This window comes from Hymenobacter terrenus, assembly GCF_000972495.1.
GTDB lineage: Bacteria > Bacteroidota > Bacteroidia > Cytophagales > Hymenobacteraceae > Hymenobacter > Hymenobacter terrenus.
Genome location: NZ_LATM01000002.1, coordinates 375,345 through 396,282, shown reverse-complemented (window position 1 = coordinate 396,282; position 20,938 = coordinate 375,345). Strand labels below are relative to the sequence as shown.

Genomic DNA, 20,938 nt, shown 5'->3' with positions numbered 1-20,938 from the left:
AGCGCTGGTGCGCTCGGGGGTGTCAAGTTATGAAAAATAAATAAACTCGTTACCACATGAGTAACGAGTTATAAAATAATAATTAACTCGCTACCTATACGGTAACGAGCCATAAAATAATAATTAACTCGCTACCGAGTCGGTAACGAGCTAATTATTATTTTATGGCTCGTTACCCGGCTAGGCATCGGTCAGGAAGAGCAAGGTAGAGCCGGTAAGGTCCGGGAGTGCCCCGGGTACCGGCTTGTCAGGTCATTACAATGAAGAAGCGCCTGGCGTGCGGGACACCAGGCGCTTCTTCATTGTAATGACGTTGTTACCGTTGGATGGGCGTTAGCTAAGACAGAAGCATCTACCCAATATTTTCATACCGCCCCCACTTGTACCCTGTATAATATATTTCTCCCCAGACGCGCAGTAAGAAAGTAAAGGTGGGAAGGGAGAAGTCTGTTTCCACCCCGTGGGCTCCCACTGTGGCTTTAGCATCGCCCGCACGAATTGTGACTGTTTCGCGGAAAGTAAAGCTCTCGTTGCCGGGCTTTATGTTTTTTATTACCCTATCTGCGGGAGCGTCGAACCCGTCGAACAACTTAAAACCATACGGGAAAACATCACACCGGATTTTGGTTTCATCGTCATAGAACAACCCGGTTTTGGGGGTCGAGCGGAAATTGGGCCGTGACACAAATATCGGGGTAATAGATAGGCGTTGGGATGAAAATCCGGACTTCGTTCATGATGATGCCACGAACTTTTGTAGAGGAGTCGAAGATGGAGAATGATTGTAGTTTGGTAGAAACTATTTATTACCTGGGCTTGGAATACTGGGGGCTCCCGTGCCCTTTAGCACAAGAAGCGTATCCCTAAAATCAGCGGGGCCGGTGGCGAGAAGGGAGTCGCGCAGCCGATTAAGTTCGGCACGCCATGCTTTTCGAGGGCGGAGTATCTTGTAATGACGGCCATAGCCATTGGTGTAACCGCCGGAACCCTTATCGAAATATTCGGGATGGACTCGCGCCTCCTCCTCATCAAACCGATACTCGCGTATTAGCATAGCGACGTCCTTAATGGTTGTTTCCCGACGGGAAAGAACGGGTTCCTCCTCTTTGGTAACGAAGTGATATACCTGATGTGGCTTTGCGGGCGTATCCCGGTCGTAGCAGCCAGTCAAGCCTAGCAGGCTCAGCCCAAGGGCAATGGTAAGGCGCCAGCTTAAGCCGGCGGAATTTCTTGTCATCATGCGGCAGGCCGTAAAATGTGGAAGAATCGGAGTTCGGGCTCATTGACAAACGTAAGCCTGAATAATAGCCGATTTAGAATAGGTTTTTAGGTTTGACGGGGGGTAAAAAACCCGATGGAGTGCTTTTGCCTACGGGCTTCCTCCTGATGCGAAGCGTATCGCTAAAGTCTGCGGGACCAGTCGCCAGCAAAGAGTCGCGCAGGCGGTTAAGCTCAGCGCGCATCACTGCCCGGGGAATGTAAGCTCGGCGGCCCTTGATGCCGCCTTTGCCACCCGAACTTCCTCGTGCGAGGCTTGCGGAGTCGGCGGCAGCGGCGGAGTCATTATCGTGATAGAGCACTATCAGGTCGCTCACATCCTTGATGAGCGCCTCCCGGTCAGACAGCAACGGCGGCTCATCATTCATGGCAAGGTGATGCCCTTGCTCTTTCGGTTTTTCGGATTTCCGGGCAGAGCACCCTAATAGCGCTTCCAATCCTAGCAGGCTTAGTCCAAGGGTAACAGTTAGACGCCGGCGTAGGCCGGTGGAATGCCTTGTAATCATGTGGTAGAAGGTAAAATTTAGAAGATCGGGGCAGGAGTTCGGCCTTATTACCAAACCAACTTTGGGACAATAGTAAGGTGTTTTTTTCTATTAGCGTATGAGCCAGTGAAAGCTTTACTATCTTAACTCGACTGTCTCTGTACCCCAACCTCGACACTCTGTGCTTAGCTTGCGGCACCAGTTGCCTATCCCGGTTGGCCCCGTTTTCTGATGGCATCTTTCTACGCCGAACTGCACGTGGAGGGCCAGCGCTACCCCCTGCAGCGCGGCACCTACACGTTTACCCAGGCCACCAACGAGCGGGGCCGGGTCGTGGCCAAGGTCCGCCCCGGCCTGGTCGAGCTGACCCTGGACGTGCCCGACGACGAGCGCCTGCTGGCCTGGGCCAATACGCCCTATAAGCCGCTGCCGGGGCAGGTTGTCTTCTTCGATGGCCAGGGCGGGGCCGCCCTGGAAACGCTGAGTTGGGAGGCGGGCCAGTGCGTGGGCTACCGCGAAGAGTTCGAGTCCGGCAGCCTCACCGAGGGTGCTTACCTGTGCCACCTGACCATCACGGCCCCGCAGCTGCGCATGCAGCCCGGCGGGCCCAGCGCCTACGTGCCCCCGGCGCCGGGCAGCCACGGCACCCCGCAAGAGGGCCTGCTGCTGCCCCCGCCCCTGGTGGTCACGCCCGTGGCTGTACCCGTGGCCGAAGACCTGGCCGCCATCGCCGCCCGCCTGGCCGCCGCCACGCTGGGCCCGCTGCTACTACCAACGGCGCTGACCTTGGGCCTGATTCTGGCCAGCAGCACTCCGGCCCACGCCCCGGGCCTGCCCCACCCGCCCCTCAACCCCGATGAGCTGCGTTTGCGGGAGCTAGTAGCCCAACACGCAGCCGGCACGCTCACCCCGGAGGAAGAGGCGGAGCTGATTGCGCTGCTGGCGAAGGTCAAGGGCATTCATGTGCAAAAGTTGAGTGATTTAGAGGTGGAAGGACTCCTGTATGGAAACACGGTAAAACTGCCAGGATTTTATAGTATTCCGCTTCAGTACACTAAACGGAGCGACACGGCACGGAAAGCTTTACGGGACAAGTTTGACACGTCAGCCAGGAAAGATTTCCTGAAAAAGCTTGGTAGTGACCCAAACGCCAGGGCAACATTGAAATCTTCTGGGCTTAGCGATGCCGAGATAGACGATATGGCTGATGGCATCAGGCCTACCAAATACCAAGTACATCACAAGCTTCCACTGGACGACGGCGGTGATAATAGCTTCGACAATCTGGTTTTAATTAAAAATGACCCGTACCATAAATCAATTACCAACTTGCAAATCAGCTTAACTAAGGGTATGAAGGCAGGGGATACTCGTCTGATTCAATGGCCTACCTACCCAGGGTTTATCTATCCTTAATTTCAATGAATATGGAAGCACGCATCGTGAGCTTAATAGAAGAGATAAAGCAAGAGCGTCAGAACCGTCGCCATGCTTTACCAATGCAGCCACCCGCTTCCCGCGATAGGCTGCAACAGCTTCAGGAACAAGTCACCGCTAAACTGGACTACCGCTTGCCTGAAGCATACCTGGGCTTGCTGGGTATCGTTGATGGAATTGACTCTAATGGCATTCTCTTGTACGCGAGTGCAACTCAACCGCTCGTTGGTTATGCTGACCGCGCAGAATACACCATTGAAGGCTTTATTGAAGCCAATCTGATTTGGCGTACTTACGAACCTAACAAGCAGTTCATTTTTTTCGCGGAAACCGGGGACGTAGTGTATTGCCACAATTTGATTACAGATAAATTCCAAATCATGGACCGTATTGCTCAGGAAGTAGACAGCGACGCCAGCGTATTTATCACATGTGAGGAACTACTAGGAGCGCTGCTCAACCACATGCTGGACCGTTACGGAGATAAGGAAGAAGGCGAAGCGTAGGCGATATTTATTTTGCCATTTGAGCTTATCTGCTCAGACGCTTTCACCAAAAATATGGAAACACCCTTGCACGATTTGGTGGATATTATCCAAGCCACACAAGAAGAGTACGGCGAGCTGATGTGCCCCCCAGCGACAGCCACTGATTTAGAACACTTGCAACTTGAAGCGCGGCAAAAACTGGCCTACGATGTACCTACTCAGTACCTCAATCTACTGGCTCGTACCAATGGCATCGAATGGAATGGACACCAACTGTATGCCAGCAAAGCGCAGCCGTTTATCAACGAAGCTGGGCGGCTTAAATATGCGATTCGCGGCTTGGTAGAAGTTAATGAGCAATGGCGGGCCTTTGAGCCAAACCGAGAGTTCATCTTCTTTGCTGAATCAGGTGAACAGCTCTATTACCATAATTTGAAAAGTGGCAAATACGCAATAGTTGACCGCATCACGAAGGGGCTGGATGACCCGGGGAAGGATGTCTTCGACACCTGTGAAGAACTATTCGCTAGGCTATTCAATCACATGTTGAACAACTTCGAAGAGGCATGAACCTAGAGGTTGTTACAGCCTTTCAAAATAGCTCTCCTCTCGTTTACGACCCAGCGGGATAAAAGTCAGGCCGGAGTTGATGTAGAGCAGGCACGCCCGAAGCGCAGCCATGCCTTCCCAATGCAATTACCCGCTTATATAGAAACCGCAATGCGCATTCTAGTGAATGAAATTCAAACTAACAGGGAAAAACTTGGTCGTCCAATAGCGCCCGCAGCCACCACAGAGGAATTGCGCATGGTGCAAGAGGAAGCGACTCAAAAGCTTCGGTACACCCTACCACCAGCCTACCTAGACCTCTTGCGCCTGTCGAATGGTCTCGACTGGAATGGGGTTCAACTCTACGCCAGCCAACCCCGAACGCGGGTGACGCCGGAAGGGAGAATGAAGTACTTGTTTAGAGGAATAGTAGAGGCGAATGAACAATGGCGCGACTTTCCACCCAACGAGGAATTTATTTTCTTTGCTGAGTCTGGCGATGTGCTCTACTGCTACAACCTGACCAGCGGTAAGTTTGAAATCGTAGACCGTATCACCAAGGAAATGGATGACGATCAAACGGATGCCTTCGATACCTGTGAGGAACTACTCGAAACCTTGCTCAACCACATGCTGGACCGCTACGAAGGCGAAGTGTAAGCAGTATTCCTTTTGCTATTGGGGCTTCTCTGCTCACGGTGCTGGTGTGGCCCCGATACAGCCATTGTCGGCAACTCTGTATCTACTGCCACTACCAACCGCTTGGCCCTGACCATGAACTCAACTATTCAACATCTGCTGGCGGCCGTTTTACTGGATCAAACCGAAGCTAAAGAACCTCAACAAGCGGCACTTCCGAAGGCCGAACAGGAGGCATTTGGTCATCGAGTGGCCCAACTCTTTGAGTACGCATTACCCCTATCTTATTTAGATATTCTGGGCCAGACTGATGGCTTGGACTGCAATGGCGTAGTGCTTTACGCGAGCCGACTGTACACGAAAAACGAACGGTTCAGCCTTCAAGGCTTTGTAGAAGCCAATATTCTTTTACGCGGCTATCAACCGAACCGCTACTTCCTTTATTTCGCCGAGTCGGGCATGGATTTTTACCGTCACAATCTACAGACCGGCAAATTTGAAATTAGTGCCCGGATTGGCGGCACCGTGTTCGATTCATTCGAAACTGCCGAGGAGTTATTTACACAAGTCCTCAATCATATATTGGGGAAATATGGAGAGGAAGAGGACGACGATAAATAAGACAGTTGATTGTGCTTACTTTTTACCGTTCTCCTGAGCATCTCAACGTATCGCTCAATCCTGGTTAAAAGCAAAGTATTGGATTGGGCTATTGTGAATAATTATAGCTACCCTAATTATTAATTCACCTGCGTCCTTTTATGCCTGGCTCGAAGCCATTACTAGACTACTTGCATCAAATTGAAGCCATTGAAGCGCAATTTGATGACAAGCTGCAACCTGCCGCGTCGGCGGAAGATATCGCACAGCTTGCGAGTAACGTGCAAGAAATATATCATTACAAACTGCCTTCTACCTATCTCCATCTGCTAGCCATCACTGACGGAATTGACTTTAATGGCTATAAGCTGTACGCGAGCAAAACACGGCGTATAGAGGAATATGACGCCGATATGGAAGGCTTTGTAGCCAACGGCTTGTGGGAAGACTACGAGGAGAATACCGACCATCATCTACTCATGTTCGGCGAGACACGCGATGATTTATTCCTGTTTGACCGCCGCGACCAGCAGTTCAAAGTGACGGATAAAGTAAGTGGAGACGCTTATCAAACCTTCGACACATTCGAGGAGCTAGCCGAACAACTCTTCAAGAACGCGCTGGGGATTTTCGAGGACGAGGCGGAAGAGCAAGCATAGGGCGGAACAGGGAAAGCCAGTAGAAAATATCCGTATTTACTACACCCCAAAAATCAGTATTCCAGGGCTTGATGTGCGGTTTGTTTCGGCCGAGATTTGCCTTCCTATTATTTTATTCGTGCTCTATTCTACCATGTTCATGACTTACGACCCTCGCTTCGGCCCCGACGCCCAGACCCCGCAGCAGCGCGCCTACGTGCTGACGCAGTTGCAGGCAGTGTATCCGCGCCTCAAAACCAAGGCCACAGCGTATGCTCACCACCTCTACGCCCGCTACGTGGCCGGCGAGCTGACCTGGCCCGACGTGCGACAGGCTCTGGACCTGGCGGCCAGCTAGCCAGGCCCGCGCTAACTGGCTTCGCGCACGCCCAGCAGTATACGGCCCGTCGACTGGCCATTGGTAGCAATGCAGCGGCCGTAGATGAGCAGCCGGCGGGGGCCGGCGTTGGAGAAATTACTATCTAAGGGATAATCATCGAAGGGCGTGCAGGGCGGGCGGAGCAGGCCGTCGAGATGCTGGCGCAAGCCGGCATCGCGCCACCCACCGCCGTCGAGCTCGCGCAGGTACTGGCCCTGCACGGCCTCGGCATCAAGGCCGAAGAGCTCGGCGAAATGCTGGCTGATGGCCAGCACCCGCAGCTGCGCGTCGAGTACGAGCAGGGGCTCGCGCACGGCCTCCACCACAGCCTGGGCCAGGCGGGTGCTTTCCAGGAGCTGGGCTTCGAGGGCTTTGAGGCTGGTGATGTCGGTGAAGGTGATGACGGCCCCGCTGATGTAGTTGTCGAGGGTGCGGTAGGGAAGGATGCGCATGGCATACCACTCGCCCCGGGTGGTTTGAATGTTGGCCTCCACGGTCACCAGGTGGTCGAGCACCTGCTGCACGTCCTGCACCAGGCGCTCGTGGCGCAGGGTACTAGCGAAGTGCGTGATGGACCGGCCCACGTCGGACGGCATCAGCGAAACAATGCGGTGGACGGGCGGCGTGAAGCGCTTTATCACCATGTCGTTGTCGAGGAAGATGGTGGCAATCTCCGTCGCATCGAGTAGGTTTTTCATGTCGTTGGCGGCCTGGCTCAGCTCCTCGGTCTTGCTGAGGTACTGCATGTTCAGGGTCATCAACTCCTCGTTGAGGCTCTGCATTTCCTCCTTATTGGTCATGGCCTCCTCGTTGGTGCTTTGCAGCTCCTCATTGGCGCTTTGCAGCTCCTCGTTGGTGCTTTTCAGCTCTTCCACGCTGCTTTCCATCTCCTCGATGGTGGTTTGGAGGCGGTGCTTGGTGTATTGCAGTTCCTTTTCCATGGTTTGAGTCTGGGACTCGTGCTGGTCGTTGAGGGTGGCGGGCGCTTTGCCCAGGCGCACCCGGCGGGGCGTGGGCTGCTCCTCAAACACCACCAGCAGCAGGCCGGCCAGCTGCTCGGCCTCTTCGAGCACCTTCACGGTGACGCGCACCAGCTGCACGCCGGTGTCGAGGCGCAGCTTCACGTTCTCCACCACCACGTTCTGGCGGCTGGTGGCGGCCTTGTGCACGGTTTCGCTCAGCTCATAGTTGAGCTCTTCGCGGGCCATCTCGAAGATGTTCATGCCACCCAGGCCAGGGGCCGGCTCCAGGTAGCGGCCAGTGCGGCCATTCACGTACAGAATTTCGCCTTTGGGATTAATAACCACGGCCGGCGGCGTATACTGACGCAGCAGCACGCGCTGCACCAGGGTGGCAAACGGGCCTTCTTTACGAGAGGAGTTGGGAGTCATGGTGGCAGAGACGGAAGCGGGCGTAGGCTGCGCGTGCTGCCGGGTCAGAGAAAACGGAAAATTAGCAAGCCGGGAGAGGGAAGAAGGCGTATCGGTGCGCCGCGACAGCTTCCATTTCACGTCCAGCGCCTGGAATAAATCCTGAAAACCGGTGAGGTTTTCGCTGGGCCCCAAAAACAGCAGCCCGTTGGGCAGTAAGGCATAGTGAAAGATGGGAATAAGGTTCTTTTGCAGCTCCGCGCTCAGGTAAATGAGCAGGTTGCGGCACACCAGCAGGTCAAGCTTGGTGAAGGGCGCATCCTTATTGAGGTCGTGCACAGCAAACACCACCACATCGCGCACCTCCTTCTTGATGCGGTAGCCCTCATCGGTTTTGGTGAAGAAGCGCTGGAGGCGCTCGGGGCTCACGTCGGGCACGATGTTTTCGCTGTAGAGCCCGATGCGGGCAAAGTCGATGCCGTCGGGGTTGATGTCGGTGGCGAAAATTTGGATTTTGAGGTACTTGCTCCGGTCCACCCCATCGAGGCATTCGAGCAGGGTAATGGCCAGGCTGTAGGCCTCCTCGCCGGTGGAGCAGCCCGGCGCCCACACCCGAACGGTGCTGTCGGCGGGCTTCTGGCGCAGCAGCGGCAGCAGCCGCGCTTTGAGGAGGTTGTACGCTTCGCGGTCGCGGAAGAACTTGGTCACCCCAATCAGCAACTCCTTAAACAGGGCCTCCACCTCGCTGGGATTTTCCTGCAAGTAGCGCACATAGTGCGTGAACTCCCGAATCTGGTGCGAGTTCATGCGCCGCTCAATGCGCCGGAACACGGTATTGCGCTTGTAAAACGAAAAGTCGTGCCCGGTCTGGGCCCGAATAAGGATAAAAATCTTCTGGAGAGCGTGAGCAGGCTTCGAACTGCTCTCGGCCTCCTCGCGGCGGGGGCGGGTATCGGGCTGGCGCACGTACTCGAGCAGTTTCTCGGGTAGTTCGGAGGCCGGTAATACGTAGTCCACAAATTCGGTGGCCAGGGCCGAGCGCGGCATCGAGTCGAAATCGGCCGTTTCGGGGGCCTGCACCATCACCATCCCAAAATTCTCCATCACCATCTTCAGGCCCAGCGTACCATCGGTGCCCAGCCCCGAGCAGATGATGCACACGGCGCGCTCGCGGGCATCCTTGGCCATGCTCTGGAAAAAGAAGTCGATGGGCAGACGGCGGCCCGGAGGCTGGGTGGGCGCAAACAACAGGAGCGTGCCGTGCAGAATGCTCATGTCGCGGTTGGGCGGAATGATGTAGACGTGGTTGGGACGCACGCGCAGGCCATCGGCGGCCTCTACCACCGGCATAGTCGTGAAGTGCTGAATCACCTGCGGCAGCTGCGAATCCTGGTCGGGAGCTAGGTGGGTCACCACCACGAAGGCCATGCCGGTGTCGGGGGGCATGGCCCGAAAAAACTGTTCGAACGCCGTCAACGAGCCCGCCGAGCCGCCCAACCCCACCAGCGGGAACCTGTCGGCCAGCTCATTGGGCCGCGTAATTTCGCGCATCATCATGGCCGTAATGGGCTCATCGCCCTCACGCGGCAAATTACTCAGCGGCGTGACCTTGACGCCGGGCTCGTCGGTATCGGAAGAAAATTCGTTGGGAGTCATTGGGTGGGGAAGAGTGGGCGGGGCCGGCGGGGGCAGCAGCGCGGCCAAAAACCACCTCTGCTCACCCTCCCCAACCAAATTAAGGGCGGGCCATCCAAAACAAATCTACCGCCGAAACCCCGAGTCTATCACCTTCTGCCCCAAATCAACCGTACTAAAACAGCTACTTATCTTATACTCTACAATGCCCGTTCCTGCTCACCTAATTGTTGTTGGTACTTCGGCCGGCGGTATGCCGGCGCTGGTGCAGCTAGTGACCACGCTACCGGCCACGCTCAACGCGGCCGTGCTGATAGTCCAGCACTTCGCCCCCGACTCTGATGGCCAGCACCTCGTCAATCGCCTGGCCCGCCACACCGACCTGCCCTGCCACCTGCCCGCCGATGGGGACGCCCTCGAAACCGGCCACCTCTACCTGGCCCCACCCGACCGCCACCTGCTAGTGAAAGACGGCCCGCAGCCCTACCTGCTCGTCACCAAAGGTCCGCGCGAAAACAACTTTCGCCCCGCCATCGACGCCCTGTTCCGGTCGGCCGCGGTGGTGTACGGCTCCGCAGTGGTGGGCGTGGTGCTCACCGGCATGCTGCACGACGGCACCGCCGGCCTCGAATTCATCAAGCGCTGCGGCGGCGTGGCCGTCGTGCAAGACCCCTACGAAGCTGAGTATCCCAGCATGCCTGAAACCGCCCTGCACAACGTAGACGTGGATTACGTCGTGTCGCTGGCCATGATGGGGCCGTTGCTCGAAGAAATAACCCGGCCCGGAGTGCCCGAACAAAATGCTGAAATACCAGAAGACCTAAAACTGGAGGCCGCCATCGCGGAAAGAGTTGTGGGAACAACCGAAGAAGTGATGCGCATCGCGCACCCCGTGCCTCTTACCTGCCCCGATTGCGGTGGCAACCTTTTCGAGGTAGACCAGGGCAAATTGCTCCGTTTCCGCTGCCATACCGGCCACGCCTTCACGGCCGACGCCCTGCTGCGCAACACGCAGCACAGCCTGGAAGAAGCCCTCTGGGTGGCCGTGCGCATGATGGAAGAGCGCAAAAACCTGCTCAGCAGCATGGCTGTCCGCGGCGAAGGCCCCTACTCAGTGCAGCAGGAAGAGCGGATTGAGGAAATAAAAAAACACATCAATCGCCTACGCGAATTCCTGCTGAACGGAGGCACGAACACCAGCGCCGCGCCCGCTGAACGGGAGGATTAAGCCATCGGCCCAAAGCAGTAAGCTTGTACCGGGCATTTGAGTAGTGCTTCGCAAACCATTTTTGGATGCGCCAAACTGGTTTGCGCGACTTCGCAAACCAGTTTGGCGCACTCAGACGGGCGTGCGCGGCTTCGCAGTCCGCTCCAGCGCGCCGGAGGAAGCTTGCGAAGCCGCGCTAACCTATTTGCAGGAAGAAAAGACTGGGGTGCGCAGTTAACCCCACGCGGAGTTGGTGTATCACAGCGCGAACAGCAGCATTCGTGCTACGACCGGCCGCAACGTACACCAACCTCCCAATTGCTCTAAATCCCGACTTGTTACCGCTTAGATGATGTTGCGGCGGTTGAGGTACTGCCGGAAGGTCACATGTTCCTGGGCCAGTTGCTCACGGGCCTGCTCAATGGCCTGGCTCAACGGAATTTCGCCCTGCACGTAGCGGCGAAACGAGGCAATGGTATCGGCATTGGCTTCGGTACCGGTCAGGGCCTGGATTTCGAGCGTGTTGCGGGCTGTGAGCTGCCGGCGCTGCCAGTGCGCGCGCTGGTCAGCTGGTAAATCGTCGGGAATGGAGCCAAAGGGAGTGAAGATGGTAGACATATTAAAAAGCATTTGGAAAGGTGGAGCTTTTTGAGATGGCGTGCGCTCAGGGGTGGCGGCGGCGCACTCCGTTGGTAGGGCTGTCTGTTTGTAGTCGGAGCTGTGGGCCCTGCACAGGCTCTTTTCTCTTGGCCGGCGTAGCGGCGCGCTCATCAGGAGGCTGGCCCTAAGCCAGCATACTCCCACTTTGCCAGTGGGTTTGCTCAGCAGCATCGAGTAGGGTAGGCACAATGCACGGCGCGGGCCCCTGCGCGTGGTCGAGCAGCTCGCGCTTCAAACGGTCGGGTACGTGCACCAGCACCAGTTGGGCGTGTTTTTGCTGGAGCCGGTAGTGCGAGGCCCACAGCAGGCGGGCCGCTTCCTCCGATAAGGAACTCAGCATGCCGCAATCAACCCACACGGCCGGCTTGCCGCTGCGCTGGGCGCAATGCAGCCAATGGGCCAGGGCTACTTCGGGCTCGCCCGCCTGGCCCGGCGCCAGAATCAGGAGGTAACTCTCAGGAAGAAGTTCGTGATAGACAACGGTCATGGTGGTAGAGTAGTGGAAAGGAAAGAATTGTTCGGCCGTTGGTGACGTCTAAAGTAACAGCCGCGGCAACGATTTTACTAGGGCCCTTACAAAGTTCGTTAATGTCACTGCCCACTGCCAGGTGTTAATTACTGATTGTGACTGGTGGTAAGTACGTAAAATAGAACAAATCGGTATACTATGTTCTTGCTAAACAGGATTTTTTCGTTCCGTCTCCGCTGGGCAGTATAGAGAGCCGGCTGGAAATTAATTTGAAATACTTTAATGTCGTCCTTCAGTACCTAGCTCCCACCCCTACCGGACACAGCTCACACCACTTTGAAGCGCGAAATTTGGTGGAGAGGGGCCGTGAAACATAACGCCGCTCCGTACGTCTGGCTATGCCAGCAGCTCCGAACCATTCTTTATTGTGCGGGTTGCTACTCTCAATTCCTTCTCCCACTCCTTATTTCATTTACCCATGAGTCCTTCTGTACGCAACATCATCGCCTGGATTCTGCAAGCCCTACTGGCGGCAGCCTTTATCATGTCGGGCTTCAACAAGCTAAGCCACGGGCCAGATACTGCCAAAATGTTTGGTAGCATGGGCCTACCGGGCTGGTTTGCCTACTTCATCGGCGGGGCCGAGCTACTGGGTGGTATCGGCCTGCTCATTCCGCGCACGGTACGGCCGGCGGCGCTGGGCCTCATCATCATCATGATTGGGGCAGCAGTACTGCACGCCACCAAGATTCCAGGTGGCATTGCTAAAGGCGTACCGGCGCTGGTGCTACTGGCACTCCTGGCCGTAGTGCTGGTGCTGCGGCGGCCCACTCGGGTGGCAGCCTAAAGCTATATCACAACAGCCTGACAGCTTCCTGAAAATCGCTGCTGTATTAAAAGCCCCAGCAGCTTCCTTCGATGACGCGTGGGAAGTAGCCGCTGGGGCTTTTGCACAGCCCGCCACTGCCCAGGCAAAAAGGTTGTTAATGTTAATAAACAGATACGGCTACCACCATTCAATCCAGCTCTGGAAACCGCGCCGGGCTCAGCTCGACAAGCCATTTTTCCGGTAGCGCTGTTATGAAGAGCATCCTTTGCGCGGTACCCCAGCCACGGGGCAGTGCCGCGCTTTTTCTTACTTGTCCAGATAATAAGACTGGGCGCATTTGCCATTCATGAAAATCCTTTATAGCTACCTGCGCAACTACTGGGGGCTGCTAGTGCTGGCCCTGGTGTTAGCCACCATCAACCAGGTTTTCTCCCTTCTGGACCCCTATCTTTTCCGAAAATTAGTAGACCATTTCGTCCCTAAAAACGGCGAGGTCTGGGGCGTGCTGCTGGTACCGTTCTGGCCGTTTTTCCGGGAAGCCATCCCCTACTTGGGCATGATGCTGGGCGTGGCAATGGTGTCGCGCATCGCCAAGAACTTCCAAGACTACTACGTCAACGTCATCACGCAGCAGTTGGGGGCCAGAATGTACTCCGACGGCCTGCGCCACTCGCTGGAGCTGCCGTACCAGGTGTTCGAAGACCAGCGCTCCGGCGAAACCCTGGGCAAGCTCCAGAAGGTCCGCATCGACGTAGAGAAGCTCATTCAAAGCTTCGTAAACGTGCTTTTTACGGCCCTGGTGGGCATCATCTTCGTGATGTGGTACGCCATCACGGTGTATTGGCCCATCGCGGCGGGCTACTTTCTCACCATTCCGCTGCTAGGCATCCTAAGCTTTGTATTGAGCAAGCGCATCAAGGTTATTCAGAAAACCATTGTGGCCGAAACCACGGCCCTGGCTGGGTCTACCACCGAGAGCCTGCGCAACATTGAGCTGATTAAAAGCCTGGGGCTGGCTCAGCAGGAAACCGAGCGCCTGAATGGCACCACCTCCAAAATCCTGAAACTGGAGCTGCGCAAAGTGCGCTACCTGCGCTCCCTCTCTTTCGTGCAGGGCACTTTTGTGAACTTACTGCGCAACACCATCATCCTGCTTTTGCTGTATCTGCGGGTTCAGAACCACATCAGCCTCGGCGAATTCTTCTCGTTCTTCATCTACTCGTTCTCCATCTTCGGGCCGTTGCAGGAACTGGGCACCATCATCGGTATTTACCGCGAAACCGAGATTTCACTGGGCAACTTCCAGCAGATTCTGGACACACCCAAGGACGTGAAACCTGCTCAGCCCAAGTCGGTGGCGCACATCGACAATCTGGCCTTCGAGCAGGTCAGCTTCAAGCACCTCACGGCCAACGCACCGGCGCTGTCCAACATCTCCTTCACCACCAAACTCGGCGAAACCATTGCCTTCGTGGGCCCGTCGGGCTCGGGCAAAACCACGCTGGTAAAGCTGCTGGTGGGCCTCTACCCGCCCCTCTCAGGCCAAATTCGCTACAACGGCATCCCTGGCTCCGAAATCGACCTCGACGAGCTGCGTGAGCAAATCGGCTTCGTCACCCAGGATACGCAGCTCTTCTCGGGCACCATCCGCGAGAACCTGCGCTTCGTGGCGCCCCACGCCACCGACGAGGAATGCCTACTCGCCCTGCGCCAAGCCGCGGCCGATTCTTTGCTCGCCCGCGCCCCACTGGGCCTCGACACCGTGATTGGGGAGGGCGGCGTGAAGGTCTCGGGGGGCGAGAAGCAGCGCCTCAGCATTGCCCGCGCCCTGCTCCGCAAGCCCACGCTCATGGTCTTCGACGAAGCCACTTCGGCCCTCGACTCCCTCACCGAAGAGGAAATTGGCAAGACGGTGCGGGAGCTGTCGGGCTCGCGCCAGCACATGACCATTCTCATCGCCCACCGCCTCAGCACCATCCTCCACGCCGACCGCATCTTCGTGCTCGAACGCGGCCACATTGCCGAGCAAGGCCGCCACGAGGACCTCCTGACCCAAAAAGGCCTCTATTACGCCATGTGGCGCCAGCAGATTGGCGAGCGCCCCGCCTCCACCAGCCCCGCGAAGGAGTTGGCTCGTATCTAACGCCAGCTCGCTACTTAATCACCTGCTTTTTGGGGTCGAAATCAACAGTAGGTGGCTTTGGATTCAACTCCTCCAGCGCGGCCACTACAATCTCTGCAATGGCCAAATCGCGGGCCCACTTCTTGTTGGCCGGCACCACAAACCACGGCGCGTGGCCCGGCGAGCAGTGGCGCACCGCATCCTCATAGGCCCGCTGATAGTCGTCCCAGTAAGCCCGCTCCTTGAGGTCGTTAGGGTCAAATTTCCAGTTTTTGGCCGGGTCGTCGAGGCGGGCCTGTAGGCGCTCGGCCTGCTCTTCCTTCGAGATGTGCAGGAAGAACTTGAGGATATGTGTATGGTTATTGGCGAGCAACGCTTCGAAATTGTTGATATCCTCGTAGCGCTGCTTGCAGGTTTTGTTGTCAATCAGGCCGTGTACGCGGGTGATGAGCACATCCTCGTAGTGCGAGCGGTTGAACACGCCAATGTGCCCTTTTTTGGGCGTATGGGCATGAATGCGCCAGAGAAAATCGTGGCTCAGCTCTTCGAGCGAAGGCGACTTGAAACTAGTCACCTCCACCCCCGCTGGGTTCACGCCCGTGAGCAGGTTTTCGATGGCCCCGTCCTTGCCACCCGTATCCATGGCCTGAAACACAAGCAACACGCTGCGCTTATGCTCGGCATACAGTAGCTCTTGCAACTCGCAGAGGCGCTGGCGCAGCGCTAGCAGGCGCGGCTGGGCTGCTTCCTTGTTGGTACGCTCATGCGCGAAAGGCTTGCTGGCGTTGACGTCCACATCAACCAGACGGAAGGATTTGTCCTTGACATGGACGGCCGGAGTTTTAGGAAGCTTAAATTTCATAGCGGGAAGCTACGCAGACAATGCCAGTCAGAATGTAAAAAGGATTATCACACCGACTGTATTATTCTAGACAACCCTGTTTCAAAGTGCCGCATAACAGTTGCACCCAGCGATTATTCAGTAAATTCAAACCGCCGCTCAACTACGCACCAGCCGCGCCACGCCAAATGCCGCAGCAGCAGCCAGCGCCCCCACCACGGCCATTTTGATAGCGCCAGCCACGGCGGGCTGCCCTGTCATACGGCTTTTGAAAAAGCCAAACACCAGCAGGCACACCAGCGTGATGCCCGCCGACCATACCAGACCCTGCGTTGGCGTAGCGGTGAAAAAGTAGGCGCTGAGCGGAATCAGCCCACCCACGGCGTAGGCTGAGCTGATGGTGATGGCACTTTTGGGAGCCTGGCGGGGGTCGGGTTCTTCCAGGCCCAGTTCGTATTTCATCATGAAACGCACCCACTGCTCAGAGTCGGCCGTAAGCTCGGCCACGGCCTGGCGACGGGTTTCGTGGGAAAGGCCCATTTCGGCCAGCAGTTCGTCTACTTCGGCACGCTCAATGTCGGGCACCTCGCGCACTTCGCGGCGCTCACGGGCTTGCTCAGCTTCATAATGCTCAACTTCGGTGCGGCCAGCCAGGTAGCCGCCCAGGCCCATGGCAATACTACCGGCCACGATTTCGGCCAGACCCGCCGTAATCACCAGGCCCGACGAGGCCACCGCGCCACTCAGGCCCGCTGCCAGCGCAAACGGCACGGTTAGGCCATCGGACAGACCTATTACGATATCCTGCAACATGGCTGAGCTGGTGAGGTGGTGCTCGGGGTGTAGGTCGATGGGGAGTTGGGAGCTGGTGGAGTCGGTCATGCAAGGAAAATCGGGGCGGAAACTTAACTCCGCGTGGTGCTTTACGTACGCTAGAATAGATTTTCTGAGGCCGAATTGTTTCGGCTGTTTTTCCTCACTTCACTCGTTTTCAAAATTATGGCCTCTCCCGCCAAAGCTGCCGCCCCCAAAGCTCCCGCCGCCAAAAAAGCTGCTCCGGCTGCCAAAAAGAATGGCCTCGTTCCAGTTTCTAGTGCCAACGTTGGCGTGGGTGCTGGCAGCAACGCCGTTGTCGACATTCAGCCTCACCTCAACCAACAACAGAACGCGCCTGCCCCCACCCAGCGCTACGGCACTGTGAGCCAGCGCCTGCCCATTGGCCTGAGCGAGGACACTCGCCAAGAGAGCGTGACGATGCTCAACCAGCTACTGGCCGATACCATCACTCTGCGCGACATGTACAAGAAACACCACTGGCAGGTGGTGGGTCCCACTTTCTACCAACTGCACTTGCTCTACGACAAGCACTACGAAGAGCAATCCGCCCTGGTCGATGACATCGCGGAACGCATTCAAATTTTAGGTGGGGTGGCCGTCGCCATGGCCCACGACGTGGCCGAGCTCAGCAGCATTCCCCGCGTGCCGCGCGACCGCGAAGAGGCGCCCGTCCAAGTGTCGCGCCTGCTCGATGCGCACCAGCGCCTGCTGAAAAACTGCCACGACTATGCCGAAACAGCCAGCCAAAGCGGCGACGACGGAACCAACGACCTCATCGTGAGCCAGCTCATCCGCACCAACGAAATGCAGGTGTGGTTCGTGTCGGAGCACGTTGTAGACTCCCCCCTGGTTAAGGCTGAATAAGCTAGCCTACATTAAGCCAACCTGAGCACGCGTAAGGAGCGCTGCCACAATTGTAGTGGCGCTCCTTACGCGTTTTTATTATTGCACCTTTAGCAGTGGCAGCCCCTTCACGTTTGCACCCAACTTCTCCGGGCAGGGCTTCTTTAGTCTCTTTCACGAAGGGGGTGTGCCAAAATCTCTGCCTTTTTTGGCTACTCATGCCGCATGTGGTAGAATTCATGCCAACAGCCAATTAAAGTGCAGAAAGCTTCCGTAGAAAACCCGAGAACAGGCAAAGCAAAGCCCTGGATGATGGCTGATTGGTGAAAAAGGCGGCGTGAAGGTTGTATGACCAAAATGTGTCGGCTATCTTTGCACCCGCTTCGCCGCCTCAGCGGAGCCGGTTTCGGCCGAATTGCCCGGTTTAGTTGCTCTATTTGCGCACGTGGTGAAACTGGTAGACACGCCATCTTGAGGGGGTGGTGCCTTCGGGTGTGGGAGTTCGAATCTCCCCGCGCGCACGCAAAAAGGGAAATCCCGCTGTAAGCAATTGCAGCGGGATTTTTGTTTCATGGAAAGCTGGCGCCTCCGAAATTATTTCGATACTTGTCGAATTGTATTAGCTTTGCATCTTCGACCTTGTTTATGATATCCCCTGATAAGCGCCTGACCCGCATTCTGAAAGCTCTGGCTAATGAGCACCGCCTGAGCCTCTACTTGCAAATCTGGCAGCAGCAGCGCATGGCCGTGCCCCGCAGTGAGTGTTTTGTGAGCGACTTGGCCGCTAAAATGAAAATCGGTGCCCCTACCATTTCCCACCACATTAAGGAGCTGGAATCGGCGGGCCTCATCACCACGCAAAAAGTAGGCAAGCAGATTACGGCCTCCGCCGACCCCGAAACCCACTCCTTCGTGCTAACCCAATTGGGCGGCTGACCTTTTTTTGCCTATACAATTCGAAATTTGCCAAATTATCAAACTAAATTCTCTCCTTATGAACAGTGAGAAGAAAGTAGCGCTTGTAACGGGCGCTTCATCGGGCATTGGCGAATCGACGGCGCGGCTACTGCTGCAGGCCGGCTACGTGGTGTATGCTGCCGCTCGTCGCCTCGACCGCATGGCTGCGCTGGGCCAGGCCGGAGCCCGGCTCCTAGCCCTCAACGTGGCCGAGGAAGCGTCGTTGGGTGCAGCCATTGATGCCATCAAACAGGCAGAAGGGCGCCTCGACGTGCTGGTGAACAATGCCGGCTATGGTTCATATGGGGCGCTGGAGGACGTGCCGCTGGCTGAGGCGCGGTATCAGTTTGAGGTAAATGTATTTGGACTGGCGCGGCTGGTCCAGCTCGCGCTGCCCCTGATGCGGGCGCAACGCAGTGGGCGCATTATCAATGTGTCGTCGATTGGAGGCCGCATTGGCGAACCGCACGGTGGCTGGTACCACGCCACCAAGTTTGCGGTGGAAGGTCTCAGTGACTCGCTCCGGATGGAGCTCAAGCAATTTGGCATCGACGTAGTCGTGATTCAGCCCGGCGCCATCAAAACGGAGTGGAACCAGATAGCCCGCGAAAATCTGCTTAAAATATCGGGCAGCACGGCCTACGCCAACCTGGCGCAACGCCACGTCCGCATGCTGGCCAACGCTGACGCGCGCGGTTCGGAGCCGGAAGTGGTGGCCCGGACCATCGTGCGGGCAGCCACCACTACCCGTCCCAAAACCCGCTACGCAACCGGTGGCGGCGCCAAAGTGGTGCTCCTGCTGCGGCGACTCCTCTCCGACCGGCTGTTCGATAAGCTGATGCTCAGCCAAATGAGGTAAACTTGGGCACAGCTACTCGGCTCGTTCAAATGGGTTACCGGGCTTCACCAGCACCACCCGCTCGCGCTCCACTACCACTTGGCCGGGCAGGGCACCTTTGGGCTTGCGGACGAATTTTTTGGGCGTCACCGTCACGGGGCAGAGCGAGTCGTGCTGGCGGCGCGAGTACCAGCCGGCCAGCTGCGCGGCGTGCTCCACCACTGGCTCGGGCACCGGCTGCCCGGCTCGGTGCCGGATAATGACGTGCGAACCTGTTACATCCTTGGCGTGCAGCCAGAGGTCATCTTTGTGCGCGTACTTCTGAGTTAGCAAGTCGTTATTAGCCGCGTTACGACCTACCAAGATGGTAAAACCCCGGTCTTCAAAAACCTTGAATGGTAACTCCGTGGCAGCTTTGGCCGCGCTGGGTGTCGGGTCGAGGCCATGCTGCTTGCGCCAGGCGCGCAGGCCACGTAACTCGGCTAGGCCGGGCACGGTCTCCAACTCTTCGAGGCGCTCCAGGGCCGTGAGGGCTTCGGCTTCGCGGCGGGCGATGCGCTCAGTGAGTTGGCGCTCTTCAATTTGCTGATTTTTGCCTTTGCGGTAGAGGTTTTCGGCGGTGCGCTGGGGTTTCTCGGTGGCCTTCAGCTTGATGACCTTGGGCTGATTGGTGTAGAAATCCAGCACTTCGACCTGCGTGGCCCCGGGCGGAATTTCGTGCAGGTGGGCCATGATGAGGTCGGCCGTGTGGCGGTAGCCCGCTTCATGGGCTAGGGCATGGAGGCGCTGGCGGGCGTAGGCCGCCGCCGTACTGGCTTCATCGGCGCGGCGCTCGAGCAGCTGGCGGAGCTGCTTGGTTTCCATTTCCAGAGCGCGGCGGCCAAGGGCCATGGGCACGAAGCGGCGCAATGCACCAATGGGGTCGTCGCCGGGGAGCGTATTGAGGAGCTCACCGAGGGGCAGCAGGCTGAGGCGGGTACGGCCGTCGAGGTGAATGAGATAGTAGTGAGCCGGCTTTTCCAGCTGCGCCAGCACTTGGTTTACCAGCCGGATTTTGGTTTCGGGCGGGGCCGGGTCATAGCCGTGCTCCCGCAGGTAGCGGGCCGGGAGGTCGGCCAGCGGCGGCGGGAGCTTGCCGTTGCCTGAAACACGGGCTTGCCCGGAGTTTTCGGATTGGTTGGAGGTTGGCGAAGTAGCGAGCTGGGTGGGCGCAGGGCGCAGGTCGGCGTCGGCCAACAACTTTTGTTGGAAAAGCTGGGCAGATGCGGCGGGGGCGGGGCGAAAAATAGCGTTGGGACGCGGGCCGTAAAGCTTGAACACCAGTCGGGCGCCGCTGCGGAAATTCACTTGCAACACCCGGTCCTGGGGCCAGGGCACCACGGATTCGACCTGCTGGCCGAGTAACTCCGGAAATAAATCAACGGAGTTGACGCGGGCCCGCTGGAAGGTTTCGGGCAAGGCCAGCGCGGAAAAATTGGCACCGAGCTGAGCTTTCAGCCAAAACTCGGCAGTGCCATTGGTGAGGCCCACTACCAGCTCGTCTTTTTCCTGCGAGAAGCACACGGCCACACGGTAACCCTGCATGCGCTCGGTGAGCGCGGGGGCTAGCTGGCGCAGAAAATAATAGTTGGTGTGCATGAGGAGCGTATGGTGGCGCGAACTTTTTGTGGCTATCAAAGGAGTGTACGTGCGCTCCGGCGGCTCCCACCTCCGGGACAGGGGCTGGGGGTAGGGCACGCCGGAGTACCACTGGGTACTCTAGTCCCAGCGCCAGTTGGGACGCCCTGATAGCAAGATAACCAGAGCTACACAGTTTACGCTACTAGGCGTCAGAGCG

The 20,938-nt window shown here is 57.1% G+C and carries 21 protein-coding genes and 1 tRNA gene; 14 read left to right on the top strand and 8 right to left on the bottom strand.

Going from position 1 to position 20,938, the window contains the following annotated elements; all coding sequences use genetic code 11:
- Positions 1–799: 799 nt before the first annotated feature.
- Positions 800–1,240, bottom strand: coding sequence for a hypothetical protein (locus WX88_RS06230; RefSeq protein WP_046243440.1), 441 nt, complete (start codon positions 1,238–1,240; stop codon positions 800–802).
- A gap of 73 nt (positions 1,241–1,313) precedes the next feature.
- The gene (locus WX88_RS06225; protein WP_156175970.1) at positions 1,314–1,646 is read right to left on the bottom strand and encodes a hypothetical protein; all 333 of its coding nucleotides are present in this window, start codon (positions 1,644–1,646) and stop codon (positions 1,314–1,316) included.
- Positions 1,647–1,994: 348 nt separating this feature from the next.
- Here WX88_RS06225 and tssD point away from each other — a divergent pair, with 348 nt between their 5' ends.
- The 7 genes from tssD to WX88_RS06190 all read left to right on the top strand — a co-directional run bounded on the left by tssD (position 1,995) and on the right by WX88_RS06190 (position 6,472).
- Positions 1,995–3,179 carry a type VI secretion system tube protein TssD gene (gene tssD, locus WX88_RS27265; RefSeq protein ID WP_052732399.1) on the top strand — a complete coding sequence of 395 codons (1,185 nt, stop codon included), beginning with the start codon at positions 1,995–1,997 and terminating at the stop codon, positions 3,177–3,179.
- An 11-nt stretch (positions 3,180–3,190) separates the two neighbouring features.
- Positions 3,191–3,706 (top strand): YrhA family protein, encoded by a 516-nt coding sequence (locus WX88_RS06215; protein WP_156175969.1) that lies wholly within the window; start codon positions 3,191–3,193, stop codon positions 3,704–3,706.
- Between the two features lie 54 nt (positions 3,707–3,760).
- Complete coding sequence (locus WX88_RS06210; RefSeq protein WP_046243437.1) at positions 3,761–4,258, top strand: YrhA family protein; 498 nt, start codon at positions 3,761–3,763, stop codon at positions 4,256–4,258.
- 162 nt (positions 4,259–4,420) lie between these two features.
- A complete protein-coding gene (locus WX88_RS06205) occupies positions 4,421–4,897 on the top strand; it encodes a YrhA family protein (protein ID WP_231590643.1) in 477 nt (158 codons plus the stop codon).
- A 114-nt stretch (positions 4,898–5,011) separates the two neighbouring features.
- Positions 5,012–5,497, top strand: coding sequence for a YrhA family protein (locus tag WX88_RS06200; protein ID WP_156175967.1), 486 nt, complete (start codon positions 5,012–5,014; stop codon positions 5,495–5,497).
- A 140-nt stretch (positions 5,498–5,637) separates the two neighbouring features.
- Positions 5,638–6,135 (top strand): YrhA family protein, encoded by a 498-nt coding sequence (locus tag WX88_RS06195; protein WP_046243434.1) that lies wholly within the window; start codon positions 5,638–5,640, stop codon positions 6,133–6,135.
- A 139-nt stretch (positions 6,136–6,274) separates the two neighbouring features.
- Positions 6,275–6,472, top strand: a complete 198-nt coding sequence (locus WX88_RS06190; protein ID WP_197076690.1) for a hypothetical protein — start codon at positions 6,275–6,277, stop codon at positions 6,470–6,472.
- Between the two features lie 11 nt (positions 6,473–6,483).
- On the opposite strand, the gene WX88_RS06185 is transcribed toward WX88_RS06190, so the two are convergent.
- Positions 6,484–9,519, bottom strand: a complete 3,036-nt coding sequence (locus tag WX88_RS06185) for a CheR family methyltransferase (protein ID WP_197076689.1) — start codon at positions 9,517–9,519, stop codon at positions 6,484–6,486.
- Between the two features lie 184 nt (positions 9,520–9,703).
- Here WX88_RS06185 and WX88_RS06180 point away from each other — a divergent pair, with 184 nt between their 5' ends.
- Positions 9,704–10,726: a chemotaxis protein CheB gene (locus tag WX88_RS06180; protein WP_046243432.1), complete on the top strand. Its 1,023-nt coding sequence runs from the start codon at positions 9,704–9,706 to the stop codon at positions 10,724–10,726.
- Between the two features lie 324 nt (positions 10,727–11,050).
- Here the strand turns inward: WX88_RS06180 and WX88_RS06175 are convergent, their stop codons facing one another.
- The gene (locus WX88_RS06175) at positions 11,051–11,323 is read right to left on the bottom strand and encodes a hypothetical protein (protein WP_046243431.1); all 273 of its coding nucleotides are present in this window, start codon (positions 11,321–11,323) and stop codon (positions 11,051–11,053) included.
- A 166-nt stretch (positions 11,324–11,489) separates the two neighbouring features.
- On the bottom strand, positions 11,490–11,852 hold the full coding sequence (locus WX88_RS06170; RefSeq protein WP_046243430.1) for a hypothetical protein: 363 nt from the start codon (positions 11,850–11,852) through the stop codon (positions 11,490–11,492).
- A gap of 460 nt (positions 11,853–12,312) precedes the next feature.
- On the opposite strand from WX88_RS06170, the gene WX88_RS06165 reads away from it, so the two are divergent.
- Positions 12,313–12,681, top strand: coding sequence for a DoxX family protein (locus WX88_RS06165; RefSeq protein WP_046243429.1), 369 nt, complete (start codon positions 12,313–12,315; stop codon positions 12,679–12,681).
- A 328-nt stretch (positions 12,682–13,009) separates the two neighbouring features.
- Positions 13,010–14,806: an ABC transporter ATP-binding protein gene (locus WX88_RS06160; RefSeq protein ID WP_046243428.1), complete on the top strand. Its 1,797-nt coding sequence runs from the start codon at positions 13,010–13,012 to the stop codon at positions 14,804–14,806.
- A gap of 10 nt (positions 14,807–14,816) precedes the next feature.
- Here the strand turns inward: WX88_RS06160 and WX88_RS06155 are convergent, their stop codons facing one another.
- Together WX88_RS06155 and WX88_RS06150 are read right to left on the bottom strand one after the other, a co-directional pair.
- Positions 14,817–15,647, bottom strand: a complete 831-nt coding sequence (locus WX88_RS06155; protein WP_052732396.1) for a polyphosphate kinase 2 family protein — start codon at positions 15,645–15,647, stop codon at positions 14,817–14,819.
- A 138-nt stretch (positions 15,648–15,785) separates the two neighbouring features.
- Entirely contained in the window at positions 15,786–16,508 is a 723-nt protein-coding gene (locus WX88_RS06150) for a VIT1/CCC1 transporter family protein (protein ID WP_046243427.1), read from the bottom strand.
- 117 nt (positions 16,509–16,625) lie between these two features.
- Between WX88_RS06150 and WX88_RS06145 the strand changes: the two genes are divergently transcribed.
- The 4 genes from WX88_RS06145 to WX88_RS06130 all read left to right on the top strand — a co-directional run bounded on the left by WX88_RS06145 (position 16,626) and on the right by WX88_RS06130 (position 19,122).
- Positions 16,626–17,327 carry a Dps family protein gene (locus WX88_RS06145; protein ID WP_082115882.1) on the top strand — a complete coding sequence of 234 codons (702 nt, stop codon included), beginning with the start codon at positions 16,626–16,628 and terminating at the stop codon, positions 17,325–17,327.
- A 418-nt stretch (positions 17,328–17,745) separates the two neighbouring features.
- Positions 17,746–17,827, top strand: a tRNA-Leu gene (locus WX88_RS06140).
- A gap of 124 nt (positions 17,828–17,951) precedes the next feature.
- Complete coding sequence (locus tag WX88_RS06135; RefSeq protein WP_046243426.1) at positions 17,952–18,242, top strand: ArsR/SmtB family transcription factor; 291 nt, start codon at positions 17,952–17,954, stop codon at positions 18,240–18,242.
- A gap of 58 nt (positions 18,243–18,300) precedes the next feature.
- Complete coding sequence (locus tag WX88_RS06130; protein ID WP_046243425.1) at positions 18,301–19,122, top strand: oxidoreductase; 822 nt, start codon at positions 18,301–18,303, stop codon at positions 19,120–19,122.
- Positions 19,123–19,134: 12 nt separating this feature from the next.
- Here WX88_RS06130 and WX88_RS06125 read toward each other — a convergent pair whose 3' ends face one another.
- Complete coding sequence (locus tag WX88_RS06125) at positions 19,135–20,739, bottom strand: NFACT RNA binding domain-containing protein (protein WP_046243424.1); 1,605 nt, start codon at positions 20,737–20,739, stop codon at positions 19,135–19,137.
- Positions 20,740–20,938: the final 199 nt, after the last annotated feature.